An 18771-nucleotide genomic window follows, 5' to 3' on the forward strand; every position below is an offset into this window, starting at 1 on the left:
TGTAAACAAATTTGTTTACAACGCTTCTTTTCCTTATTGTATTGGCCATTCTAATAAATTAGGCGCTAGTGGAACGGGTAATGGCTGAGTAAAATCAAACCCGTTCCAACTATCAGACTGTAACCCTTTTACTGCTATTTTTTTATCAAAAGAAGCTGCAGTCAACGCCAAACTTTCAATCATTCGAACTGCTTCTAAACGATCCATTGTTTCTAAATCGACTGAGCCCTCAAAATCAATTTGCACCAAATCTCCAGTTTCTGATAGTTGAAAATCCACATTTTGTGGAATTGTAGCACGATAAAAGTCGTTTGGGCTTTGCGCAAGCGCTTCGATCGCTTCAGTCGCTGCGGCGAAAGGACTATCGTATCCCGGAGCAAGATAAATTTCGCCATTTGTCGTTGTAAATGAATAATAAGCAACATCTTTCTGTTTTGGACTGATTGCTTCTACAGATCCTACCTGGGAAAATTCTGCTGCAGAACCATCTTCATTGACTACTGTAATTTCAGCGACGTCTGGAAAAGTCGCCGAAAGTGTATTGAAATACACACCTATACTTGCAGAAGCCAAATCGTATTGGTGATCCTGCGGCAAGATGTGGCGTATTCCTTTCACCGTTTTTTCTAAATTACCTAGATAGGGGTGGTACTCATCGAAACCTAATTGCGTTTCGTCAATATCGTCTGCATATTGCTGATACAATTCAAGCGATGATGGTACTAAATCTCCAAATGCTGCTGTTATCTGATTTTCTGGAACAAGAAAAGAAACGGGCACCACGTTAGCATTTTCGGTTAAGCCGATCGTCATTAATGTCTGGTTTCCAATCGTTTCTTCGTAAACTGAAGTTCGCAACACTTCATCTGCTTGCGCTACAGAAAATTGATTTGATTCTTCAGTGCCGGATCTTTCAGCTTCAGACGAGCTATCAGCTTGCTCTGAACTGTCAGTTGATGTTGCTACTGATTCTTCATTTGAACTGTCCTTATTTTGAGCAGCATCCAAGCCATTTTGGCTGATAATAGAGGAGACCAGCATTCCAAAAGCAATAAATGCCAATGCCGCTACAAGCAAGGGCAACCATTTTTTCGGACGCTTTTGACCTTTCTTTTGATCAACCAGCTGACTGTAAATTTTTTCTTTTGCTCGATTATCTTTTATTGAAGGGAAATCATTTAACAAATCTTCGATGGATTTATCGGTCCATTTGTCATTTGACATTGTCGTCTCCCCCTTCCCTAGCTATTAATTTTTCACGTAATGCTTTTATTGCACGATGTTGTGTTGTCTTCACTTTTCCTTCAGTCCAGCCTAAAACTTCTGCAGTTTCTGCGATCGACAAGTCTTGAAAAAACCGCATTATGACGACCATTTTCTGATCTCCTGTACACGTATCCAATGCTTTATAAAGAAATATTTTATCTTCATTCAATAAGGAAACTTCTTCTGGGAGTTTTTCAGACGACACCAATTGTTGTGTTTCCCAATCAAAATACGCCATCGAATGTTTTGTGCGTACTGCTGTTTTCCGAAAATGATCGATCGCCACGTTTTTTGCAATCGAAAAAAGCCATGTCTTTTCTGAACTTCTTCCTTCAAAGCGATCGTATGCTCGAAAGGCACGAATATACACTTCTTGCATTAAGTCTTCTGACACATGCCTATTTTTCACCAGATAAATCAAAAACTGAAAGACATCCTGATGAAATTCATCGTACAGTCGATGGAAAACGGAGTCATTCAATATACTCCCTCCGCTCTTAAGATTAGTCGTCTTCGTCTTTAGAAAGTTACATATTTTTCAAAGGCAGTAGGAAGGCAAAAGAAGTTCCATGCCCTTCTAAGCTTTCTGCGTATATTTTACCTTCATGGGCTTGGATAATGTTACTAGCGATGGCTAAACCTAGTCCTGTGCCACCTTTTCCAAGTGTTCTCGCTTTGTCTGCTTTGTAAAAACGCTCAAAGACAAATTCTAAATCTTTTTTTGAAATACCTATCCCGTTATCATTAATTGAAATTTTTGCGTACTCCTGCTGTTGTTCGACACGAACTACGACTTGTCCGTTTGCAGGTGTATGTCGTATAGCGTTATCTATCAAATTTGTCATGACTTGTTCAATTCGGTCTTGATCCATCTCACTAGCTGCCCAATCATCGATTGTCGTTTCAAACCTTAATTGAACGTCGTTTTCTTTGGCAATTTGTGAAAACTTCAATGTCATCCGCTCGATTGCACTGTTCAACTGAACAATTTCTTTATAAAGTCGCATGTGGCCTGATTCCAAACGCGCCAAATTCAGCAAGTCAGTAATCAATCGACCCATCCGCTGCGATTCTTCGTAAATAATTCTGGTCATTTCACGTCGTTCTTCTTCAGATGCCCCAACATCATCTAAAATCGCTTCACTATAGCCTTGAAGCATCGCAATTGGTGTTCGCAACTCATGTGATACATTAGCAATAAAGTCTTCTCTCAGCTTCTCTAGGCGATGCTGCTCTGTCATATTGTGCAAAACAGCGACAGCTCCCCGTATCGATTCGCCACTATATAAAGGACTGAAATTAATGGCGTAATAAGCACCTTCAATTTCGAGTTCTTCTTCAATTTCTTCTTCTAGACCTAGTACATGGTCAAGCATATGAAGCATTTCAGGCGGCAATGGCTGCGCTTTAGTCGAACCATTTTTAAAAATCCATTGCTGCAGTAACTTTTCAGCCGGTGGATTGCTCAACAAGATGGTTTTATCTTGATTAAAAGTAATGACCGCATCGGCCATTGATGTCAGAATACTTGATAATTGTTCTTTTTCTTGATTGATTACTTCCACATGATGCTTTAATTGACGGCCCATTTGATTGAACGCTGTAGCCAATTGACCAATTTCATCACTAGAAGTTGCCTTGACTTTTGTATCAAAATTTCCTTTCGCTAACTCAAAAGCACCTTCTCGCATTTTGCGGAGAGGAGAGGTAATCCGTGAGGATAAAAAGAAAGCAAAAAATGTTGTCAATAAAAGTGCGATAAACGCTGATAGAAATACAATATTAGTAGTTCGTTCTGCAGTGCGGTCCATCACTTCCAACGATTGATAGATAAATACGACACCATGGCGGTCTTCACCAGTCTTTAACGGACTAGCCAAGACAATATACGATTCCAGACGATTTTGTTCTGTTAGTGAAGGCAGGAGCATTTCTTTCATCACTGTTTCACTTGTCTCAAACACTTTTTGAAAAGAGGGTTCATTTAATATTTTTTCTCGGGTTTCAGCGCCATTCAATCCGTCATGAATGTAATAGCTACTATCAAAAGGCTCTTCAGCAATTACAGCATTGGTTTCTTGCCCAATAATATCCTCTATAATTTCTAACGAACTGGTCACTTCTTCATGATCATTAAAAATATTCGCAATCATATTGGCTTCACTGTTCAACGCTTCTTCCACTGTTTCACTGTGATAGTTCCCCAAAAACTCTAAAAGTAGAACTGTCACAATAAAAAGGACAAAGGAAACGAGAAGCAGGATCGTAATCCACAGCTTCCCGACAACACTATTCCATATTCTATTCATTGCCGACCTCAAATTTATAGCCGACGCCCCACACAGTAACAATCATCTTCGCAGCCGATTCAGACACGCGATTCAATTTTTCGCGTAACCGTTTAACGTGTGTATCGACTGTTCTCAAATCACCAAAAAAGTCGTAATGCCAAACTTCTTTCAGCAAATGCTCACGGTCAAAAACTTTGTCTGGTGCTTTTGCTAAAAAGTACAATAATTCATATTCCTTTGGCGTTAAATTTACTTCCACACCATCAGCCGTGACACGATGCGCATCGTGGTCGATCGTAAGATGAGGGAAAACTACTAAGTCTTTTGAAGCAGTTGAATTGGATATCGGTGAATAGGCAGATGAACGGCGTAAAATTGCCTTAACACGCAATACCACTTCTCTAGGACTAAACGGTTTAACAATGTAATCATCCGCTCCAGCTTCAAAGCCTTCTACTCGGTTAGCTTCTTCTCCTTTAGCAGTAAGCATGATAATCGGTGTCATTTTTGTTTCACGCAATTCTGTAGCAACTTCTACACCGTTTTTTTCAGGCATCATTAGGTCGAGCAAGATGCAATGATAATCCTTTTCCAAAGCCATTTCTAATGCTTGAACACCATCTTCAGCTTCTTCTACTAAGTACCCTTCACGCTCTAAATACATTTTCAGCAATCGTCGAATCCGCTCTTCATCATCTACCACTAAAATCGTAATCTCTTCAGACATGCTAACCCCTCCAACTTTCTTCTATATATGTATCATTGTAACGATAACTCTGTAAAAAATAAAGAAAAGCGCCAGCATGTATCAACTCAGAACGCTCTAATTTACCTAATAAATAAAAAGCCTTTTCCGTTTCCGGAAAAGGCCTATCTGTTTATGCGTAAGAATGTAACCCGGCAATTATTAAGTTGACTGCTACCAAGTTGAACATGATGATCACAAAGCCAATAACAGCCAGCCATGCAGACTTCTCACCTTGCCATCCTTTACCTAAACGCAAGTGCAAGTATGCTGCATAGAATAACCAAGTGATCAATGCCCATACTTCTTTCGGGTCCCAGCCCCAGAAACGTGACCAAGCAATTTGTGCCCAAATCATGGCGAATATTAAGGCACCTAGGGTGAAGACTGGAAATCCGATAATTACGGCGCGGTAACCAATTTCATCCATCAGCTGCAGATTAACATTTTTAACGAATGGTTTCAGAATTGCAGCAATACGCTTTCTGAAAACCAGACGAATCAACCAATAAAGAACTGTCCCGACCATCACTGACCAAAGAACAGTCGTCAGTTTTGCAGCATCAACAATGGCGGGCGTTTCGATTAGTGGTGTCATCGCATCATCTGTTAACGCTTCGTATTCATTCATACCAAAAATAGGTGGCATTGTATATGTGATCGCGGCTTCTTTAGCTTCTTTATCTACATAATTAAATTCTGCTTCATAGCCTGTAACAGAAAAGAACGAACTAGCTAATACAAAACCAAGTACTAATACTAGTGAGTACATAATTGCTTCAAGCCAAAAGCGTTGCTTAGATTTCTTCGTAAGGTCTACTACCTTTAATAGGTAAATTAGACCTGCCGCGGCACTAATAGCTAAAATTCCTTCTGCAATAACAACCGTGCTGACATGAATTGCCAACCAGTTTGTTTGCAGGGCTGGAATAAGTGGGCTAACTTCACTCGGGAACATACTAGCAAATGCGATGATCAGTAAAGCAACAGGCAGTACGATCATACCAAGAACCGGCGTTCTGTAGAGGAAGTACAAAATGACAAATCCACCAACTAAAGTCATACCGAAAGCTGTTGTAAATTCAAACATATTGCTTAGCGGTGCATGGCCAGTTGCGCCCCATCTAGTAAAGAAATAGCCTAGATTGGCAGCAAAACCGATAAGGGTAATAATAATCGCAACATTGCCCCATCGTTTTTCCGATTTAAATGTTCCCTCTTTATTGCCTTTAACTGCTCCACCAAAAACGAATGTTGCAATTAGATAAGCAATAAATGCTACATATAATAGGTTTGAACTTATATCAGCTAATGTCATGACAATATTTCACCTTCCTTTTCCGCTTTCTCTGTTTGGTCGATTTCATCTTGCTGATCTGTGTAAGCAGGCAATGATGCATACTCAACAACTTGATCAAGATCTTTCTTTAAGCCGAACCAGTTTTTATTGGTATAACCCGCAAGCAAGATCGTGCCATCCGCTTTCTGTTGAATCCAGAAACGTCGATGGTTAAAGTACATCCCTTGTGCCACACCAATCATGAAGATCAAACCGCCAAGACCAAGAATCGGCAAAGTGCTATCTTTCCGAACTGTAAGACCCGATACATCACGCGTTTCAACACTTTGGAAAGTCAGTTTAAAGTCATTTTCACCTAATGGTTCTACTGTATTTTGAATCGTAATAAAACTTGTTTCTCCTTCTGGTGTTTCAGGAGTAGTCAATTTCACCAAGAAGCCAGGATTATTCGGCAATGGTGTTGCCGTTTGTGGTTCACCGTTTTCAAAGCCTGAAAAATCTGGGTAGTAACCAAGTAGTTCAACAGTCGAACCACCTTCAAGTTCGTAATTTTTTTCCGGATCAATCAAATCAATGGTCAGTTCACCAAGCGATTCTTCTGTTTTTTTGTTAGTCAAAGCAAATGTCATTGTTTTCAATTCATCCAAACGGTAATCCATTTGGTAAATCGCATAGCCATCGAATTTTAAAGGCTGGTTGACACGAATCGGAAATTCTTTAACAACCTCCTGGCTATCAGCTGCTCCAGGCAATGCATCTTCTTTCTTCTGATACAAAATAACATCCGTTTGATAGTTTTTCGCTACCGTACCTACACGGTCTAAGGCTTCACCGAAAATTTCTTCTTCGCCTTCACCTGAATAAGTTTCAAGTTCGAAGTTTTCGCTTTCTAGGTAATAGCCTGGCACTTCAGGAATGGCTCTAGTTTCACCTTCACGCAGCCATAAACTCTCATCGATATAAAAACCAGGAATCATGCGCAACATAACACCAAACAAAAAGATAATTAGTCCAATGTGATTGACGTACGGACCCCATCTGGAATAACGGCCTTTTTCAGCCAGCAATCCATTTTTATCCGTACGAACATTGTACTTTAACTCTTTTAACTTTGTTTCAGCTTTTTGTAGCGTGTCCTCTGAACCAGGTCCCTCAGCGTAAATACGCTGTTTTTCCATAAAACTTGGATGACGCAGAACACGCTGTTTTTTTAGTGATTTATAAAGCGGGACAAAACGGTCTAAGCTAGCAATTACTAAAGAAATAGCAAGCATGCCCACTAAGGCGATAAACCAATAAGAACTGTATAAGTCATGAAATCCAAGAGCATGATAAACCCGCCCTATACTGCCATAAGTATCTGCGTAATAATCCTTTATTGTTGCTTCCGTATTTGCCGGAACAAACGCTTGCTGCGGCAGAATCGTACCAATTGCTGCTGCTACCAGCAAGATAACAATAATACTGACGCCCACTTTAACACTTGAAAAGAAGTTCCAAATTTTGTCAATAATAGATTTGTTATACGTTTGTGAACGTCTTGCCGTTCCTTCATAACGCATGTCCACCAGTTTGCTCTTTTGATCTTTTTCAGTCAAAGACCGCCCGCACGATTCACAAAGTTTCGTACCCGGCGGATTTACATGACCGCATTGACATTGCAAATTCTCCATCCCAAAAATCTCCTTAGTCAGGTTTAATTTCTTCCATAAACCCTTCAATATCCTGTTCGGTCATTTCACCTGTAATGATGCGCTGAATATTTCCTTCCGGATTAACAAGCACTGTAGTTGGCAATGGCCTGATGTTATAGGCCGTCATCACACTTTTTGTTTTATCAATCACTACTGGAAAAGATAAGCCGTATTGATCCGCAAAAGATTGGACTTCAAAATCTGATTGAGCAATGTTTACTGCAAGCACTTGAACGCCTTGGTCTGAAAAGACATCAAATTGCCGATCCATAGCTGGCATTTCTTTCGCACACGGTTTGCACCACGTACCCCAGAAATTCAAAAAGACACCTTGACCTTCATAATCTGATAATTTGTGATTATTGCCTTCAAGATCTACTAAAGCAAAATCAGGAGCTTTATCACCGACTTTAAGTACACTGACATCTTCAGCTGTTGCACTGTTGTAGATGGTATAACCTATAGCAGCTATTAAAATCGCCAAAATTGCCGTTCTCATCACAGCTCGTCTTTGCTTCTTGTTGTTGTTTTTCTTCTTTCCTTGCTCATCCATGCTTGTTCCTCCTTCGAGGTATATTAGACAAACCTAATTATAACAAAGTTTAAACAGTCACAAGTCTGGAGTTTTGAAGGGTTTGTGAACTTTAGACGCGTTTGCCTGTATCCGCTAATACACGCAATAATTTGACTTCATGCGAAGAAAGTTCACGTGATTCACCAGCATTCAAGCCGTGTAGAGTTAGAAAAGCAAACTGCTCACGACTCAGTTTCTGAACTGGGAAGCCAATTGCTTCAAACATTCTACGGACTTGGCGGTTTCTTCCTTCATGGATGGTAATTTGCACGATTGCTTTACCTGTCTTTTTATCACCAGACAGTAGCTTTACTCTAGCAGGTGCTGTCATGCCATCTTCTAGTTTGATGCCACGTTCTAGTTTTTTCAAATCGTCTCTTTCTGGAATCCCTTTTAAGCGAGCTACATACGTTTTATCAATTTCGAACTTTGGATGTGTCAGCATATTGGCAAATTCGCCATCGTTCGTCATGATCAGTAAACCAGATGTATCATAATCTAAACGCCCGACTGGGTATATCCGTTTTTCAATATCCGTGAAAAAATCTGTGACGACTTTCCGGTTTTTATCATCAGAAACAGCGGAAATGACACCGCGTGGCTTATACAGCAAATAATAGACCTTCTGCTCTTTTTCAAGCTGAACGCCTTCTACTTCGATCTTATCTGAACTTGAAACTTTTACGCCAAGTTCTTTAATTGTTTTTCCATTGACTCTTACTTTGCCGTCCAAAATCAATTGTTCTGATTTACGTCTTGATGCTACGCCTGCGTGTGCAAGTACTTTCTGTAATCTTTCCATAAATAAGTTCACCTCATTAGTATTTTTTTCGAAAAGCGTACGCGCCTGATGAACACAGGTGCTGCGGCCAAACAAGCGAAAAACGGAAATGTGTCTCGTTTCTTGTTTAACCGAGCCAAGCACTGCAAATGTATTACAATAACTCGATATGCCGTTCGTTCCTCTCGGAATTATGTCACATTTTCTGTAAAAGCGGAAGCGCTAAGCTCAAAAGAAAAGAAGACTGTCAATAACACAGCCTTCTAGAACAACCTTACACTTTTACTTCTTCTTTAAAGGCTTCTTGAAAATTCGTCATAAAAAGATCCGTATCTTCATCCAAATCATTTGCTGCTTCTTCAGGTAATGGTGGAAGTTCGTCTAAACTTTTTAATCCAAAATAATTTAAAAACTCGCTTGTCGTTCCGTATAAAATGGCACGACCGGTTCCTTCTACACGTCCTGATTCTTGAACAAGTCCTTTAGCGGTTAACGTTTGAAGAGCTTTTTCGCTTTTCACTCCGCGTAAGTCTTCTACTTCAACTCGTGTAATAGGTTGCTTATAAGCAATTATCGCTAATACTTCTAACGAAGCTTGAGACAATGCTTGGACGGTCGGATTTTCCACTAACTTTTGAATTGTCTCAGCTACTTCTGGTTTAGTGACAAGTTGAAAGACACCTGCTAATTCCTTAAGGGCAATGCCACTGACAGAAGCGTCATAGCGTGAATGCAATTCACTAATTCCCGCTTGCAACTCTTCATTGCTCACTTCTGTTAAAAATTGAAGCTGTTTTAATGTTAGGCCATCATCTCCTGCCACAAAAAGCAGTGCCTCTATTTTACTCGAAAGATTCGTCTTCATATTCCCACTTGTCCTTTCTGAGCTCCACCATCAAATCCGTGAAATTCATTTGTTGCTCTACTGCAATGACTTGACGTTTCATCAACTCTAAAATTGATAAGAACGATACCACCAATACAGTCTTATCATTTGATGGAAATAAATCACTAAAAGACGTACGACCTTTTGACAATTTTAATTGGTCGACAATAGCTGTCATTTGTTGTTTGATGGAAATTTCCTGACGAGTGATGCGCGCAGACAAAGGCGATTTTAGCTGTTTCCGACGCAGCATCTTCTGAAAAGCTCCAAGCATATCATACGCATTCACATCAAGATCAACTTGCTCACCGGGAATAGTTGCTTGTATTTCCGACAAATCCATTGGGGCTTTCGTATAGATGGCGGAACGATTACTTTCTAACTCTCTTAAATTCGAGGAAGCATCTTTGAATTTACGGTATTCTACAAGTCGCGATACCAATTCTTCTCGTGGGTCCTGCTCATCAAAGTCATACTCTACTTCATCGAGCTCTCCTTCATGCACTGGCAGTAAGGTTTTACTCTTAATCGCAATCAAAGTTGCCGCCATAACAAGATACTCACTCGCTTCATTCAATTCTAGAACTTGCATCGCACGTATGTGTTCCATATACTGTGAAGTAATCTGTGAAACAGGAATATCGTAAATATCAATTTCCAAACGGTGGATTAAATGCAATAATAAATCAAGAGGACCTTCAAAGGCCTCCACTTTCACTTCGTAAGACATTACTATACCACCTGACTGTTTAAATACTCATCTATCCCAGTTAATGGGCAATTATTCTTTATTATAGTAGAAAGGGGATCAAAATGCATCCACTTCACCATCCGCTGTTTATTCAGTACATTATTAATTTTAATCAAGAAAAAGATTTTTTCGAATGCCATGAAGTCGGAGAAGATTATTGGAAGTCTGTTGCCCCGAAAGACAAATTACATCCCTTGACTGGCTGGATTCAATTAGCAGTCGGCATGTACCATTGGCGAAGAAGCAATTATCCCGGTGCACTGCGGTCGTTTATCCGCGCCAAGGTAAAGCTTTCTGCAGGAGGAGTTTGGGTTGACGGCGTTGATCATGAAAAGCTAATCGGTATTTTAACCGATTCGATTAAAGCTGTCACAGAACGCAAGCCTTTTGTCGCACAAGACATTCCTATTATTTCAGAAAATCTAAAACAAGCAGTAGAATCCTATCGTTTAGAAAATCCGCTAACGCTGCAAGATCCTTATTTCCTCATGCATAAGCATAGACTTCGTGACCGATCTTCAATCATTAGTTTACGCGAACAAAAAAAAAGGCGAAACCTTTAAATTAAAGGTCGCCTTTTTTTTCTGGACATTTTTTGAGAAACGCATCTGTTTCTTCCGTTGAAAGCATTTCTCGATCTTGCATTATACGCTGGATTTTGCCTATCATTTCACGACCGATTCCTTCTCCGCGATGAGAAGGATTCACGGATATGTGATGGATGGTGAAAGTTTCTTCGCTAACTTCCACACCTAATAGCCCGACAAAATCATCCTCTTTTTTCCAAAGGAACAATTGCCAATCGGGGTTTTCCTCATAAATATGCATCGTTTGTTGAAGCTTTTTTAACTCTCGTTCTTTCGGCATGAACGACATAAGCCCCATAGCAATTTTTTCGAATGATTTCTTATATCTGAATAACATAATTAAATCCCTCATTTTCGTCTAAAAGCGGCTTTTACCATATTACTATAGATCTCTTGATAACTCAAGAGAGCCTTCTTTATCCGCTAATGACATTTTCTGCAAAAAAGATCCAGTAAATAATCCCCCACGCCATCGCCATCGCTAGAATAAAAAGCAGTAAGAACAGGTTCCCTTTTTTCATCTTTGGACATCCTTTTGAGAATAAGGTAAGTCTTGTTTGATCAAATCATCATTCGTTTCACGTTTTACAACGAGTTGATGATTGCCGTTTTCAACAAATACAACAGCTGGTCGTGCAATGCGATTGTAATTGCTTGCCATTGAATAACCATAAGCTCCTGTGCAGAAAACACTTAAAAGGTCTCCTGCTTCTACTAGTGGCAATTCAGCCTGTTCGATAAGTTTATCTCCTGACTCACAACATTTCCCAGCAATTGTGTATTGCTCGGTCGCAGCCGCATTTGCTTTATTAGCAAGGAGCGAACTGTATTTCGCTCCGTACAAAGCAGGACGAATATTATCGGACATTCCTCCGTCAACCGCAGCGTATTTCCGCGTTCCTGGAACTTCTTTTGTTGATCCAATCGTATAAAGCGTCGTTCCGGCATCTCCAATCAAGGAACGGCCTGGTTCAATCCAAATTTCAGGAATCGGATAACCCAATGCTTCAGAAGTTTGTTTCACGGTTTCAATCATTTTACTGACATAGACAGCTGGTTCAAGGGGTTGATCTTCTGCAGTATAGCGAATACCAAAGCCGCCACCTAAATTTAATACGGCACATGTATAATCGAATTGCTGTTGCCATCCAGCCATTTTTCGCAGTAATTTTTCAGAAGCTAACTGAAATGCACTCGTATCAAAAATTTGTGAACCAATATGACAATGTAGACCCATTAGATTCAAATATTGGTGATTATAGGTTTGCTCGAATGCCTCGTCAGCTTGACCATTTTTCAAATCAAAACCGAATTTCGAGTCTTCTTGTCCGGTCGTGATGTAGTCATGTGTGTGAGCTTCAATGCCTGGAGTAACACGCAACAAAATATTCATTGATTGCTTGGTTTGCTCGGAAAGTCTCTTTAATAAGTCGATTTCATAAAAGTTATCGACTACAATGCAACCGATTCCTACTTGAAACGCCATCTGCAATTCTTCCAGGCTTTTGTTGTTGCCGTGAAAATGAATTTTCTCAACCGGAAATCCCGCCTTGACCGCTGTGTATAATTCTCCAGCAGAAACCACGTCTAGTGACAGATTTTCTTCTGCTGCCACTTGATAGATTGCAACCGTCGAAAAAGCTTTACTGGCGTAAGCGACTTGATAGCCAATTCCGGCATCTATAAAGGTTTGTTGGAACGCTCTAGCGCGTTTACGGAATAATTGAATGTCGTAAACATAAAGTGGTGTGCCGTAATTCTCAGCTAACGCCACTGAATCGGTCCCACCGATCGTCAAATGACCTTGCTCATTAATTGTTTGTGTGCCATATAAATGCAAAAAAAGCGCCTCCTTATGATGTGTTATTAAAAGAGTTTAAGAAGAAAGAGCAGAATTATCCCCTACTATTCACTAAAAAATCTCTCTTCTAGTTTCACTTATGTATATGAAAAATCTTGCTGAGCAATTACCCAGCAAGATTTTGTCAATCGGTTATCAAAGCTGAAATCAGTTTGATTTTTTCAACCGGTCTACTTGTATATTCGATACTATTATATATCATTTTAGAACATTCTGCGAGCTCTTCTGTATTTGAATAAATTGTAGCAATGGCCTCGCCAGTTTTTACAAAGTCTCCAACTTTCTTATGAAGAACAATGCCAACAGCTAAATCGATAACCGATTCTTTTGTTGCTCTGCCTGCACCTAACACCATAGCCGCTGTGCCGATTTCGTCCGCTTCCATAAATGAAATATAACCTTCTTCTTTAGAGGGAACTTCTGTTATAAATTTAGCTTGTGGCAATAATGTGACATCATCCACCACCGCTGGATTTCCGCCTTGATCCTCAATAAATTGCTTGAGAACTTCCAAAGCTTGCCCGTTTTCAATTACTTTTTCCAGCATCGTACGTGCTTCTTCTAAGGTTGCGGCTTTACCACCAACGACAACCATTTGACTGCCTAGTACCATACACAGTTCGGTTAAATCTTCCGGACCTTTACCTTGTAATGTTTCGATTGCTTCTTTAACTTCTAACGCATTACCAATCGCAAATCCAAGAGGTTGGCTCATATCAGAAATAATCGCCATTGTTTTTCTGCCTGTTGCATTGCCAATTCCAACCATCGCATGCGCTAGTTCTTTAGCGTCTTCAGGCGTTTTCATGAACGCACCTTCGCCCGTTTTAACGTCTAAAACGATTGCATCTGCTCCTGCTGCAATTTTCTTACTCATAATCGAGCTTGCTATTAGCGGTATGCTGTTAACGGTTCCCGTTACATCACGCAGTGCGTACATTTTTTTATCTGCTGGAGTCAAGTTACCACTTTGTCCAATTACCGCTAGTTTATGGTCATTTACTTGTTTGATAAAATCTTCTGTTGAAAGTTCAACATGAAAACCATCGATTGCTTCTAGCTTATCTATCGTTCCACCCGTATGACCTAGACCACGACCACTCATTTTTGCAACTGGAACGCCACATGCCGCAACTAAAGGTCCAAGGACCAATGTTGTCGTGTCTCCCACTCCGCCGGTAGAGTGCTTATCCACTTTAATGCCTTCGATTGCTGATAAATCGATTTGGTCGCCTGACTCTGCCATCGCCATTGTTAAATCTGCACGTTCACGCTCTGTCATGTTTTGAAAATAAACTGCCATTAGAAAAGCGCTCATTTGGTAATCAGCGATGTCTCCATTTGTATAGCCCGTGATGATGAACGTAATTTCTTCAGTCGATAATTCGTTGCCGTCTCGTTTTTTTTCAATCAGGTCTACCATTCTCATGAATATTACCGCCTTCTCCATTTAGTTTTCATTTCAAATAAAACATACTTAACCATTTAATCGAGACAAAAAACTTTTTCCGAATTTAGGCATATCCACCGAAAAGTTCTCCGCAATGGTTGCGCCAATGTCTGCAAATGTCTTTCCTGTTTCAAGCTCTTGACCACCGCTAAAACGTGGTGAATAAGCTAAAAGTGGCACATACTCACGCGTATGATCTGTACCAGGGAATGTCGGGTCGTTGCCGTGATCTGCAGTAAGGATTAACAAATCATCTTGCTGCATGTTTTCCAATACTTCTGGAAGACGCACATCAAAAGCTTCTAACGCCTCCCCATAACCTTGAGGATTTCTTCTATGTCCATAAAGTGCGTCAAAATCCACAAGATTTAAAAAGCTTAATCCATGAAAATCTTCTTTAACGACTTTCACTAGTTTATCCATGCCGTCCATATTGTCTTTTGTGCGAATTGCTTTTGTGACACCTGCACCGTTGTAAATATCATCGATTTTTCCGATGGCAATAACATCTTTGCCACCATCTTTTAATTCGTTCATCACCGTACGGTCAAATGGTGCTAAAGCATAGTCATGGCGATTTGATGTCCGTTTAAATGCTCCAGGCTCTCCAAGAAATGGGCGCGCAATAATACGACCTACTAAATATTCGGGTGCTAATGTCAATTCACGTGCAATTTCACAAATCTGATACAGTTCTTCTAAAGGAACAATTTCTTCGTGAGCTGCGATTTGCAATACAGGATCTGCAGATGTGTAAACAATAATTGCGCCTGTTTCCATATGCTGTTGACCCAGCTCGTCTAAAATTTCAGTGCCACTTGCTGGTTTGTTGCCGATTACTTTACGACCTGTCTTTTCTTCAAGTTGCTGAATTAACTCTTCTGGGAAACCGTTCGGATATACTTTAAACGGGGTATCAATGTTCAACCCCATGATTTCCCAATGCCCTGTCATTGTATCTTTTCCAACAGAAGCTTCTTGTAATTTGCCATAATAAGCAGCTGGCGAATCTACGTGTGCAAGCCCTTTCACGGGCACGATATTGCCGAGACCTAACTTTTCCATGTTCGGCATTATTAATCCGCCTACAGTTTCTGCAATGTGTCCGAGTGTGTCTGATCCTTTATCACCGTATGCTTCAGCGTCATGCGCTTCTCCAATGCCTACCGAATCTAATACTACTAAGTGAACGCGTTTAAATGGTTGGGTCGTCATAAGTATTCCTCCTTATTTTGCTTTTAGTTTACCACACTCTGCCTTCTCGTCGGAAGTCAGACCTATTTTATGCGCGTGGATGGAATTGAGAATAAACGTCTTTCAATCGTGTCTTACTAACATGTGTATAAATTTGAGTGGTAGAAATATCTGCATGTCCAAGCATTTCTTGAACTGCACGAATATCTGCTCCATTTTCCAGTAAATGCGTAGCAAAAGAATGGCGCAACGTATGCGGCGTTAACTCTTTTTGTATACCCGCTTTTTGTGCATGCTGCTTTAATAGTTTCCAAAACCCTTGACGAGTCAAGCGTTTACCTCGTTGGTTAATAAACATAGCATCGGTCTTTTCTCCACTCTTCAGTAAGTCGAGGCGACCTTTTTCCAAATACGTCTGACAAGATGTTAAAGCAGATTTCCCTAAAGGAATAATCCGTTCTTTGCCGCCTTTTCCAGTACAGCGAACAAATCCCATCGTCAAGTGAATATCTTCTACATCTAAATTGATGCATTCACTAATACGCATTCCACTGGCGTATAATAATTCCAACATCGCTTGGTCCCGTAATCCATTTGCTTTATTTGTTGCAGGTGCCTGTATAAGGGCATCCACTTCTTCAACAGACAGGATATTCGGCAGTTTCTTATCCATTTGGGGCATCTCTAGGTGAACAGTTGGATCGGTTTCGACAATTCGTTCACGAATTAAGAATTGGTGGAAAGAACGAATAGACGAAATATGGCGCGCTACTGTTCGCGGCGTTTTGGTTGTTTCTTTCAAATGACGTAAATGATTCACTATATGTACTCGTTCAATGTTGCTTAAGGATTGTAACTGCTCTACTTCTTTCAAATACTGAAGATAGACGTTAAGATCTCTCCTATAAGATGTTAATGTATTATCTGCTAGTTGTCTTTCAACTCGCAGAAAATGCACGTAATCGTCGAGTGCATCTTTACCAAAATTCATCCGTCTGCCTCCTTTATGTTTTGTAGTTAAGGCAATCAGTCCCGTTTTTCCATACAAAAAGGACGGCCTACATGGGCCGTCCTCTAGGCATCTGTTATTCTGATGGATTTTGAGAGTTGCTGTCATTGCAGCGCCAGCAGATGCCATGGAAAGTAAGACGGTGGTCTTTGATTTGGAAATTCCAACGTTTCTCTACTATGTTCTCCACATCTTCTAGGAGATCTTCCTGTATCTCATCTACTGCTCCGCATTCTAGGCAGACAAGGTGATGATGGAAATGCGCTGCGCCTTCTTGACGCAGGTCATAACGCGACACGCCATCGCCAAAGTTTATTTTGTCGACAATTTTCAGTTCTGTTAAAAGTTCTAATGTCCGGTATACAGTTGCCAATCCGATTTCCGGTGCAATGTCTTTCACTAAAAGATAGACGTCTTCTGCACTTAAGTGGTCTTCTTCATGATCCAACAAAACTCGAACTGTCGCTTCCCGCTGTGGCGTCAATTTGTAACTCGCAGCGTGTAGTTGTTTTTTTATCCGATCAATTCTGGTTTCCATGCGACGCCCTCCCTCAAACTGCCTCTATTATATCAAAAGGGAGTTCTCAATTACAACAATACTATTCACCCTTTAATTATAATCGTTATAAAGAGATAATGGTTTCAATTCTCAATTAACAAATGTTGCTTTGCCCATAAGACCGCGAATGCTGTTTTAGCATCATAAATTCGTTCGTCCGCAACCATTTGTTCTGCTTCTTCGATCGTTATTGCCATTAGTTCCACAAATTCATCGTCATCCAAAACCGCTCCATTTGTTGCTTTACTCAATCCTTCGGCTACAAACAAATGAATAACTTCGTCGGCAAATCCTGGAGAAGTGGCGAAAGTTTGTATTTTCACCAACTTTTCAGCCGTGTAGCCTGTTTCTTCTTCCAATTCGCGCATTGCGGTAGTTTCAGGAGCTTCTCCTGGTTCTAACTTACCTGCTGGAATTTCCACAAGAGACCGTTCCAACGCTTTTCGGTATTGTTCAACCATAATGATTTTTTTGTCCGTTGTAATTGCGATAATAGCGACAGCACCAGGATGTTCAATCAGTTCTCTTTTTGAGGTGTGACCATTCGGAAGTGACACATCATCAACTTTTAAATTAATGATTTTCCCTTCGTATAACCGATTAGAATGGATCGTTTTTTCTTCAAATTTTTTCATGGGAATCCTCTTTTCATTTGTGGTTTCTCTGAAAGAAAGTATACCATATTAGATACGACAGACTAAACGAGGTGGAGAGATGAAGAAAAATTTATTAGGTACGAGCGGGATTAGAACAAGTGAAATTGGATTCGGCTGTATGTCTTTGCCAACAGACGTGAAAAAAGCAAGCCTGATCGTTGATGAAGCGATTGCTCAAGGTATTAATTATTTTGATACTGCGGATTTATATGACAAAGGAGTCAACGAAGAAATTGTGGGCAGCGTATTAACGCATCACCGAAAAGAAATCATCTTAGCTACTAAGGTTGGAAACGAGTGGAACAACCAAACAGGTGAGGTTAAATGGAACCCCACCAAGTCTTATCTTAAAAAACAAATTCATACGAGTCTGAAGCGCTTGCAGACAGATTATATTGATGTGTATCAATTACACGGTGGCATGATCACCGATGACGTTGAAGAAACCATTGAAGCTTTTGAAGAATTAAAAAAAGAAGGGATGATTCGCGCTTATGGTATTTCTTCGATACGTCCAAATGTAATCAACCAATTTCTTGAGAAAAGCGACATTGCCTCCATCATGATGCAATATAGTTTACTAGATCGTCGCCCTGAAGAATTGCTGGACAGCATTGGTCAAGTTGGAACATCAGTCGTTACTCGCGGCACTTTAGCAAAAGGCTTGTTGACTGGCGAAGGACTCCAACGGGCTGGTAAAATGGACGGCTATTTGAGCTATAATGCAACCGAATTGAAAGACACTTTAGAAAATCTGCTGGCAGTTCATGACAATCTTCATGCTTTAGCGCTGCATAGCATATTGCAGCACGACACGATCAGTTCAGTAGTGGTAGGCGCTAGTTCAGCAGACCAGATTAAAGCAACCATCAACGCATACGAAACTTTGGTTTCACCCGAGCAAATTTCACAAGCAAAAACATTGACACGGCAAGATATTTACCAAGAACATAGAAAATAGTTAGTTTTTTGCAATTGAAGACTTCAAAATTTTATGATATTGCCACTATACAAATACTTAGAAAAAAATTCAAAAAAATTAGGCGTAGATTGCCCTTGCAAAAGAGCAATCTATGCCTTTTTGCGTTACTTCAATTTTTTTAGCGGGAAAAAACTCCAAAATACTTAATGTTCTTTATCGCGGAAAGCTATACTCCTGTAAAAACA

General features: G+C 40.2%; 19 protein-coding genes. 2 read left to right on the forward strand and 17 right to left on the reverse strand.

Annotated elements, in window-relative coordinates; all coding sequences use genetic code 11:
- Positions 1 to 33 precede the first annotated feature (33 nt).
- The 10 genes from QMF37_RS08280 to QMF37_RS08325 all read right to left on the reverse strand — a co-directional run bounded on the left by QMF37_RS08280 (position 34) and on the right by QMF37_RS08325 (position 10267).
- A complete protein-coding gene (locus tag QMF37_RS08280) occupies positions 34 to 1224 on the reverse strand; it encodes a hypothetical protein (RefSeq protein ID WP_071154498.1) in 1191 nt (396 codons plus the stop codon).
- Positions 1214 to 1801, reverse strand: a complete 588-nt coding sequence (locus tag QMF37_RS08285) for an RNA polymerase sigma factor SigX (RefSeq protein WP_342743355.1) — start codon at positions 1799 to 1801, stop codon at positions 1214 to 1216. The genes QMF37_RS08280 and QMF37_RS08285 overlap by 11 nt, the downstream gene beginning before the upstream one ends.
- The gene (locus QMF37_RS08290; protein ID WP_071154499.1) at positions 1794 to 3575 is read right to left on the reverse strand and encodes an ATP-binding protein; all 1782 of its coding nucleotides are present in this window, start codon (positions 3573 to 3575) and stop codon (positions 1794 to 1796) included. The genes QMF37_RS08285 and QMF37_RS08290 overlap by 8 nt, the downstream gene beginning before the upstream one ends.
- The gene (locus QMF37_RS08295; RefSeq protein ID WP_058385017.1) at positions 3568 to 4284 is read right to left on the reverse strand and encodes a response regulator transcription factor; all 717 of its coding nucleotides are present in this window, start codon (positions 4282 to 4284) and stop codon (positions 3568 to 3570) included. The genes QMF37_RS08290 and QMF37_RS08295 overlap by 8 nt, the downstream gene beginning before the upstream one ends.
- Positions 4285 to 4435: 151 nt before the next feature.
- Complete coding sequence (gene ccsB, locus QMF37_RS08300) at positions 4436 to 5620, reverse strand: c-type cytochrome biogenesis protein CcsB (RefSeq protein ID WP_078080518.1); 1185 nt, start codon at positions 5618 to 5620, stop codon at positions 4436 to 4438.
- Positions 5617 to 7275 (reverse strand): cytochrome c biogenesis ResB family protein, encoded by a 1659-nt coding sequence (locus QMF37_RS08305; protein WP_283477777.1) that lies wholly within the window; start codon positions 7273 to 7275, stop codon positions 5617 to 5619. Before QMF37_RS08305 ends, ccsB begins: the two co-directional genes overlap by 4 nt.
- A gap of 13 nt (positions 7276 to 7288) precedes the next feature.
- Positions 7289 to 7849, reverse strand: coding sequence for a thiol-disulfide oxidoreductase ResA (gene resA, locus QMF37_RS08310; protein WP_058385014.1), 561 nt, complete (start codon positions 7847 to 7849; stop codon positions 7289 to 7291).
- 91 nt (positions 7850 to 7940) lie between these two features.
- Positions 7941 to 8672, reverse strand: coding sequence for a pseudouridine synthase (locus tag QMF37_RS08315; RefSeq protein ID WP_058385013.1), 732 nt, complete (start codon positions 8670 to 8672; stop codon positions 7941 to 7943).
- A gap of 253 nt (positions 8673 to 8925) precedes the next feature.
- Positions 8926 to 9516: an SMC-Scp complex subunit ScpB gene (gene scpB / locus QMF37_RS08320; protein ID WP_283477780.1), complete on the reverse strand. Its 591-nt coding sequence runs from the start codon at positions 9514 to 9516 to the stop codon at positions 8926 to 8928.
- Positions 9494 to 10267, reverse strand: coding sequence for a segregation/condensation protein A (locus tag QMF37_RS08325; RefSeq protein ID WP_058385011.1), 774 nt, complete (start codon positions 10265 to 10267; stop codon positions 9494 to 9496). Before QMF37_RS08325 ends, scpB begins: the two co-directional genes overlap by 23 nt.
- Before the next feature lie 83 nt (positions 10268 to 10350).
- Here QMF37_RS08325 and QMF37_RS08330 point away from each other — a divergent pair, with 83 nt between their 5' ends.
- Positions 10351 to 10851 (forward strand): DUF309 domain-containing protein, encoded by a 501-nt coding sequence (locus QMF37_RS08330; RefSeq protein WP_071154502.1) that lies wholly within the window; start codon positions 10351 to 10353, stop codon positions 10849 to 10851.
- Position 10852: 1 nt separating this feature from the next.
- On the opposite strand, the gene QMF37_RS08335 is transcribed toward QMF37_RS08330, so the two are convergent.
- From QMF37_RS08335 to QMF37_RS08365, 7 genes are all read right to left on the reverse strand, one after another.
- Positions 10853 to 11212, reverse strand: coding sequence for a GNAT family N-acetyltransferase (locus QMF37_RS08335; RefSeq protein ID WP_058385009.1), 360 nt, complete (start codon positions 11210 to 11212; stop codon positions 10853 to 10855).
- A gap of 180 nt (positions 11213 to 11392) precedes the next feature.
- Positions 11393 to 12715, reverse strand: a complete 1323-nt coding sequence (gene lysA / locus QMF37_RS08340; protein WP_283477784.1) for a diaminopimelate decarboxylase — start codon at positions 12713 to 12715, stop codon at positions 11393 to 11395.
- Positions 12716 to 12860: 145 nt separating this feature from the next.
- Positions 12861 to 14165 (reverse strand): pyrimidine-nucleoside phosphorylase, encoded by a 1305-nt coding sequence (locus QMF37_RS08345; protein ID WP_071154504.1) that lies wholly within the window; start codon positions 14163 to 14165, stop codon positions 12861 to 12863.
- A 48-nt stretch (positions 14166 to 14213) separates the two neighbouring features.
- Positions 14214 to 15401, reverse strand: a complete 1188-nt coding sequence (gene deoB / locus QMF37_RS08350) for a phosphopentomutase (protein ID WP_071154505.1) — start codon at positions 15399 to 15401, stop codon at positions 14214 to 14216.
- Positions 15402 to 15468: 67 nt separating this feature from the next.
- Positions 15469 to 16371 (reverse strand): site-specific tyrosine recombinase XerD, encoded by a 903-nt coding sequence (gene xerD, locus QMF37_RS08355; RefSeq protein ID WP_283477788.1) that lies wholly within the window; start codon positions 16369 to 16371, stop codon positions 15469 to 15471.
- Positions 16372 to 16465: 94 nt separating this feature from the next.
- Positions 16466 to 16927: a ferric iron uptake transcriptional regulator gene (gene fur, locus QMF37_RS08360; protein ID WP_008430965.1), complete on the reverse strand. Its 462-nt coding sequence runs from the start codon at positions 16925 to 16927 to the stop codon at positions 16466 to 16468.
- A 104-nt stretch (positions 16928 to 17031) separates the two neighbouring features.
- The gene (locus QMF37_RS08365) at positions 17032 to 17583 is read right to left on the reverse strand and encodes an NUDIX domain-containing protein (protein ID WP_283477792.1); all 552 of its coding nucleotides are present in this window, start codon (positions 17581 to 17583) and stop codon (positions 17032 to 17034) included.
- 79 nt (positions 17584 to 17662) lie between these two features.
- Here QMF37_RS08365 and QMF37_RS08370 point away from each other — a divergent pair, with 79 nt between their 5' ends.
- On the forward strand, positions 17663 to 18565 hold the full coding sequence (locus tag QMF37_RS08370) for an aldo/keto reductase (RefSeq protein ID WP_283477794.1): 903 nt from the start codon (positions 17663 to 17665) through the stop codon (positions 18563 to 18565).
- The last annotated feature ends 206 nt before the right edge of the window (positions 18566 to 18771 follow it).

Origin of the sequence: Planococcus sp. S3-L1 (genome assembly GCF_030063085.1) — a bacterium.
Lineage (GTDB): Bacteria > Bacillota > Bacilli > Bacillales_A > Planococcaceae > Planococcus > Planococcus kocurii.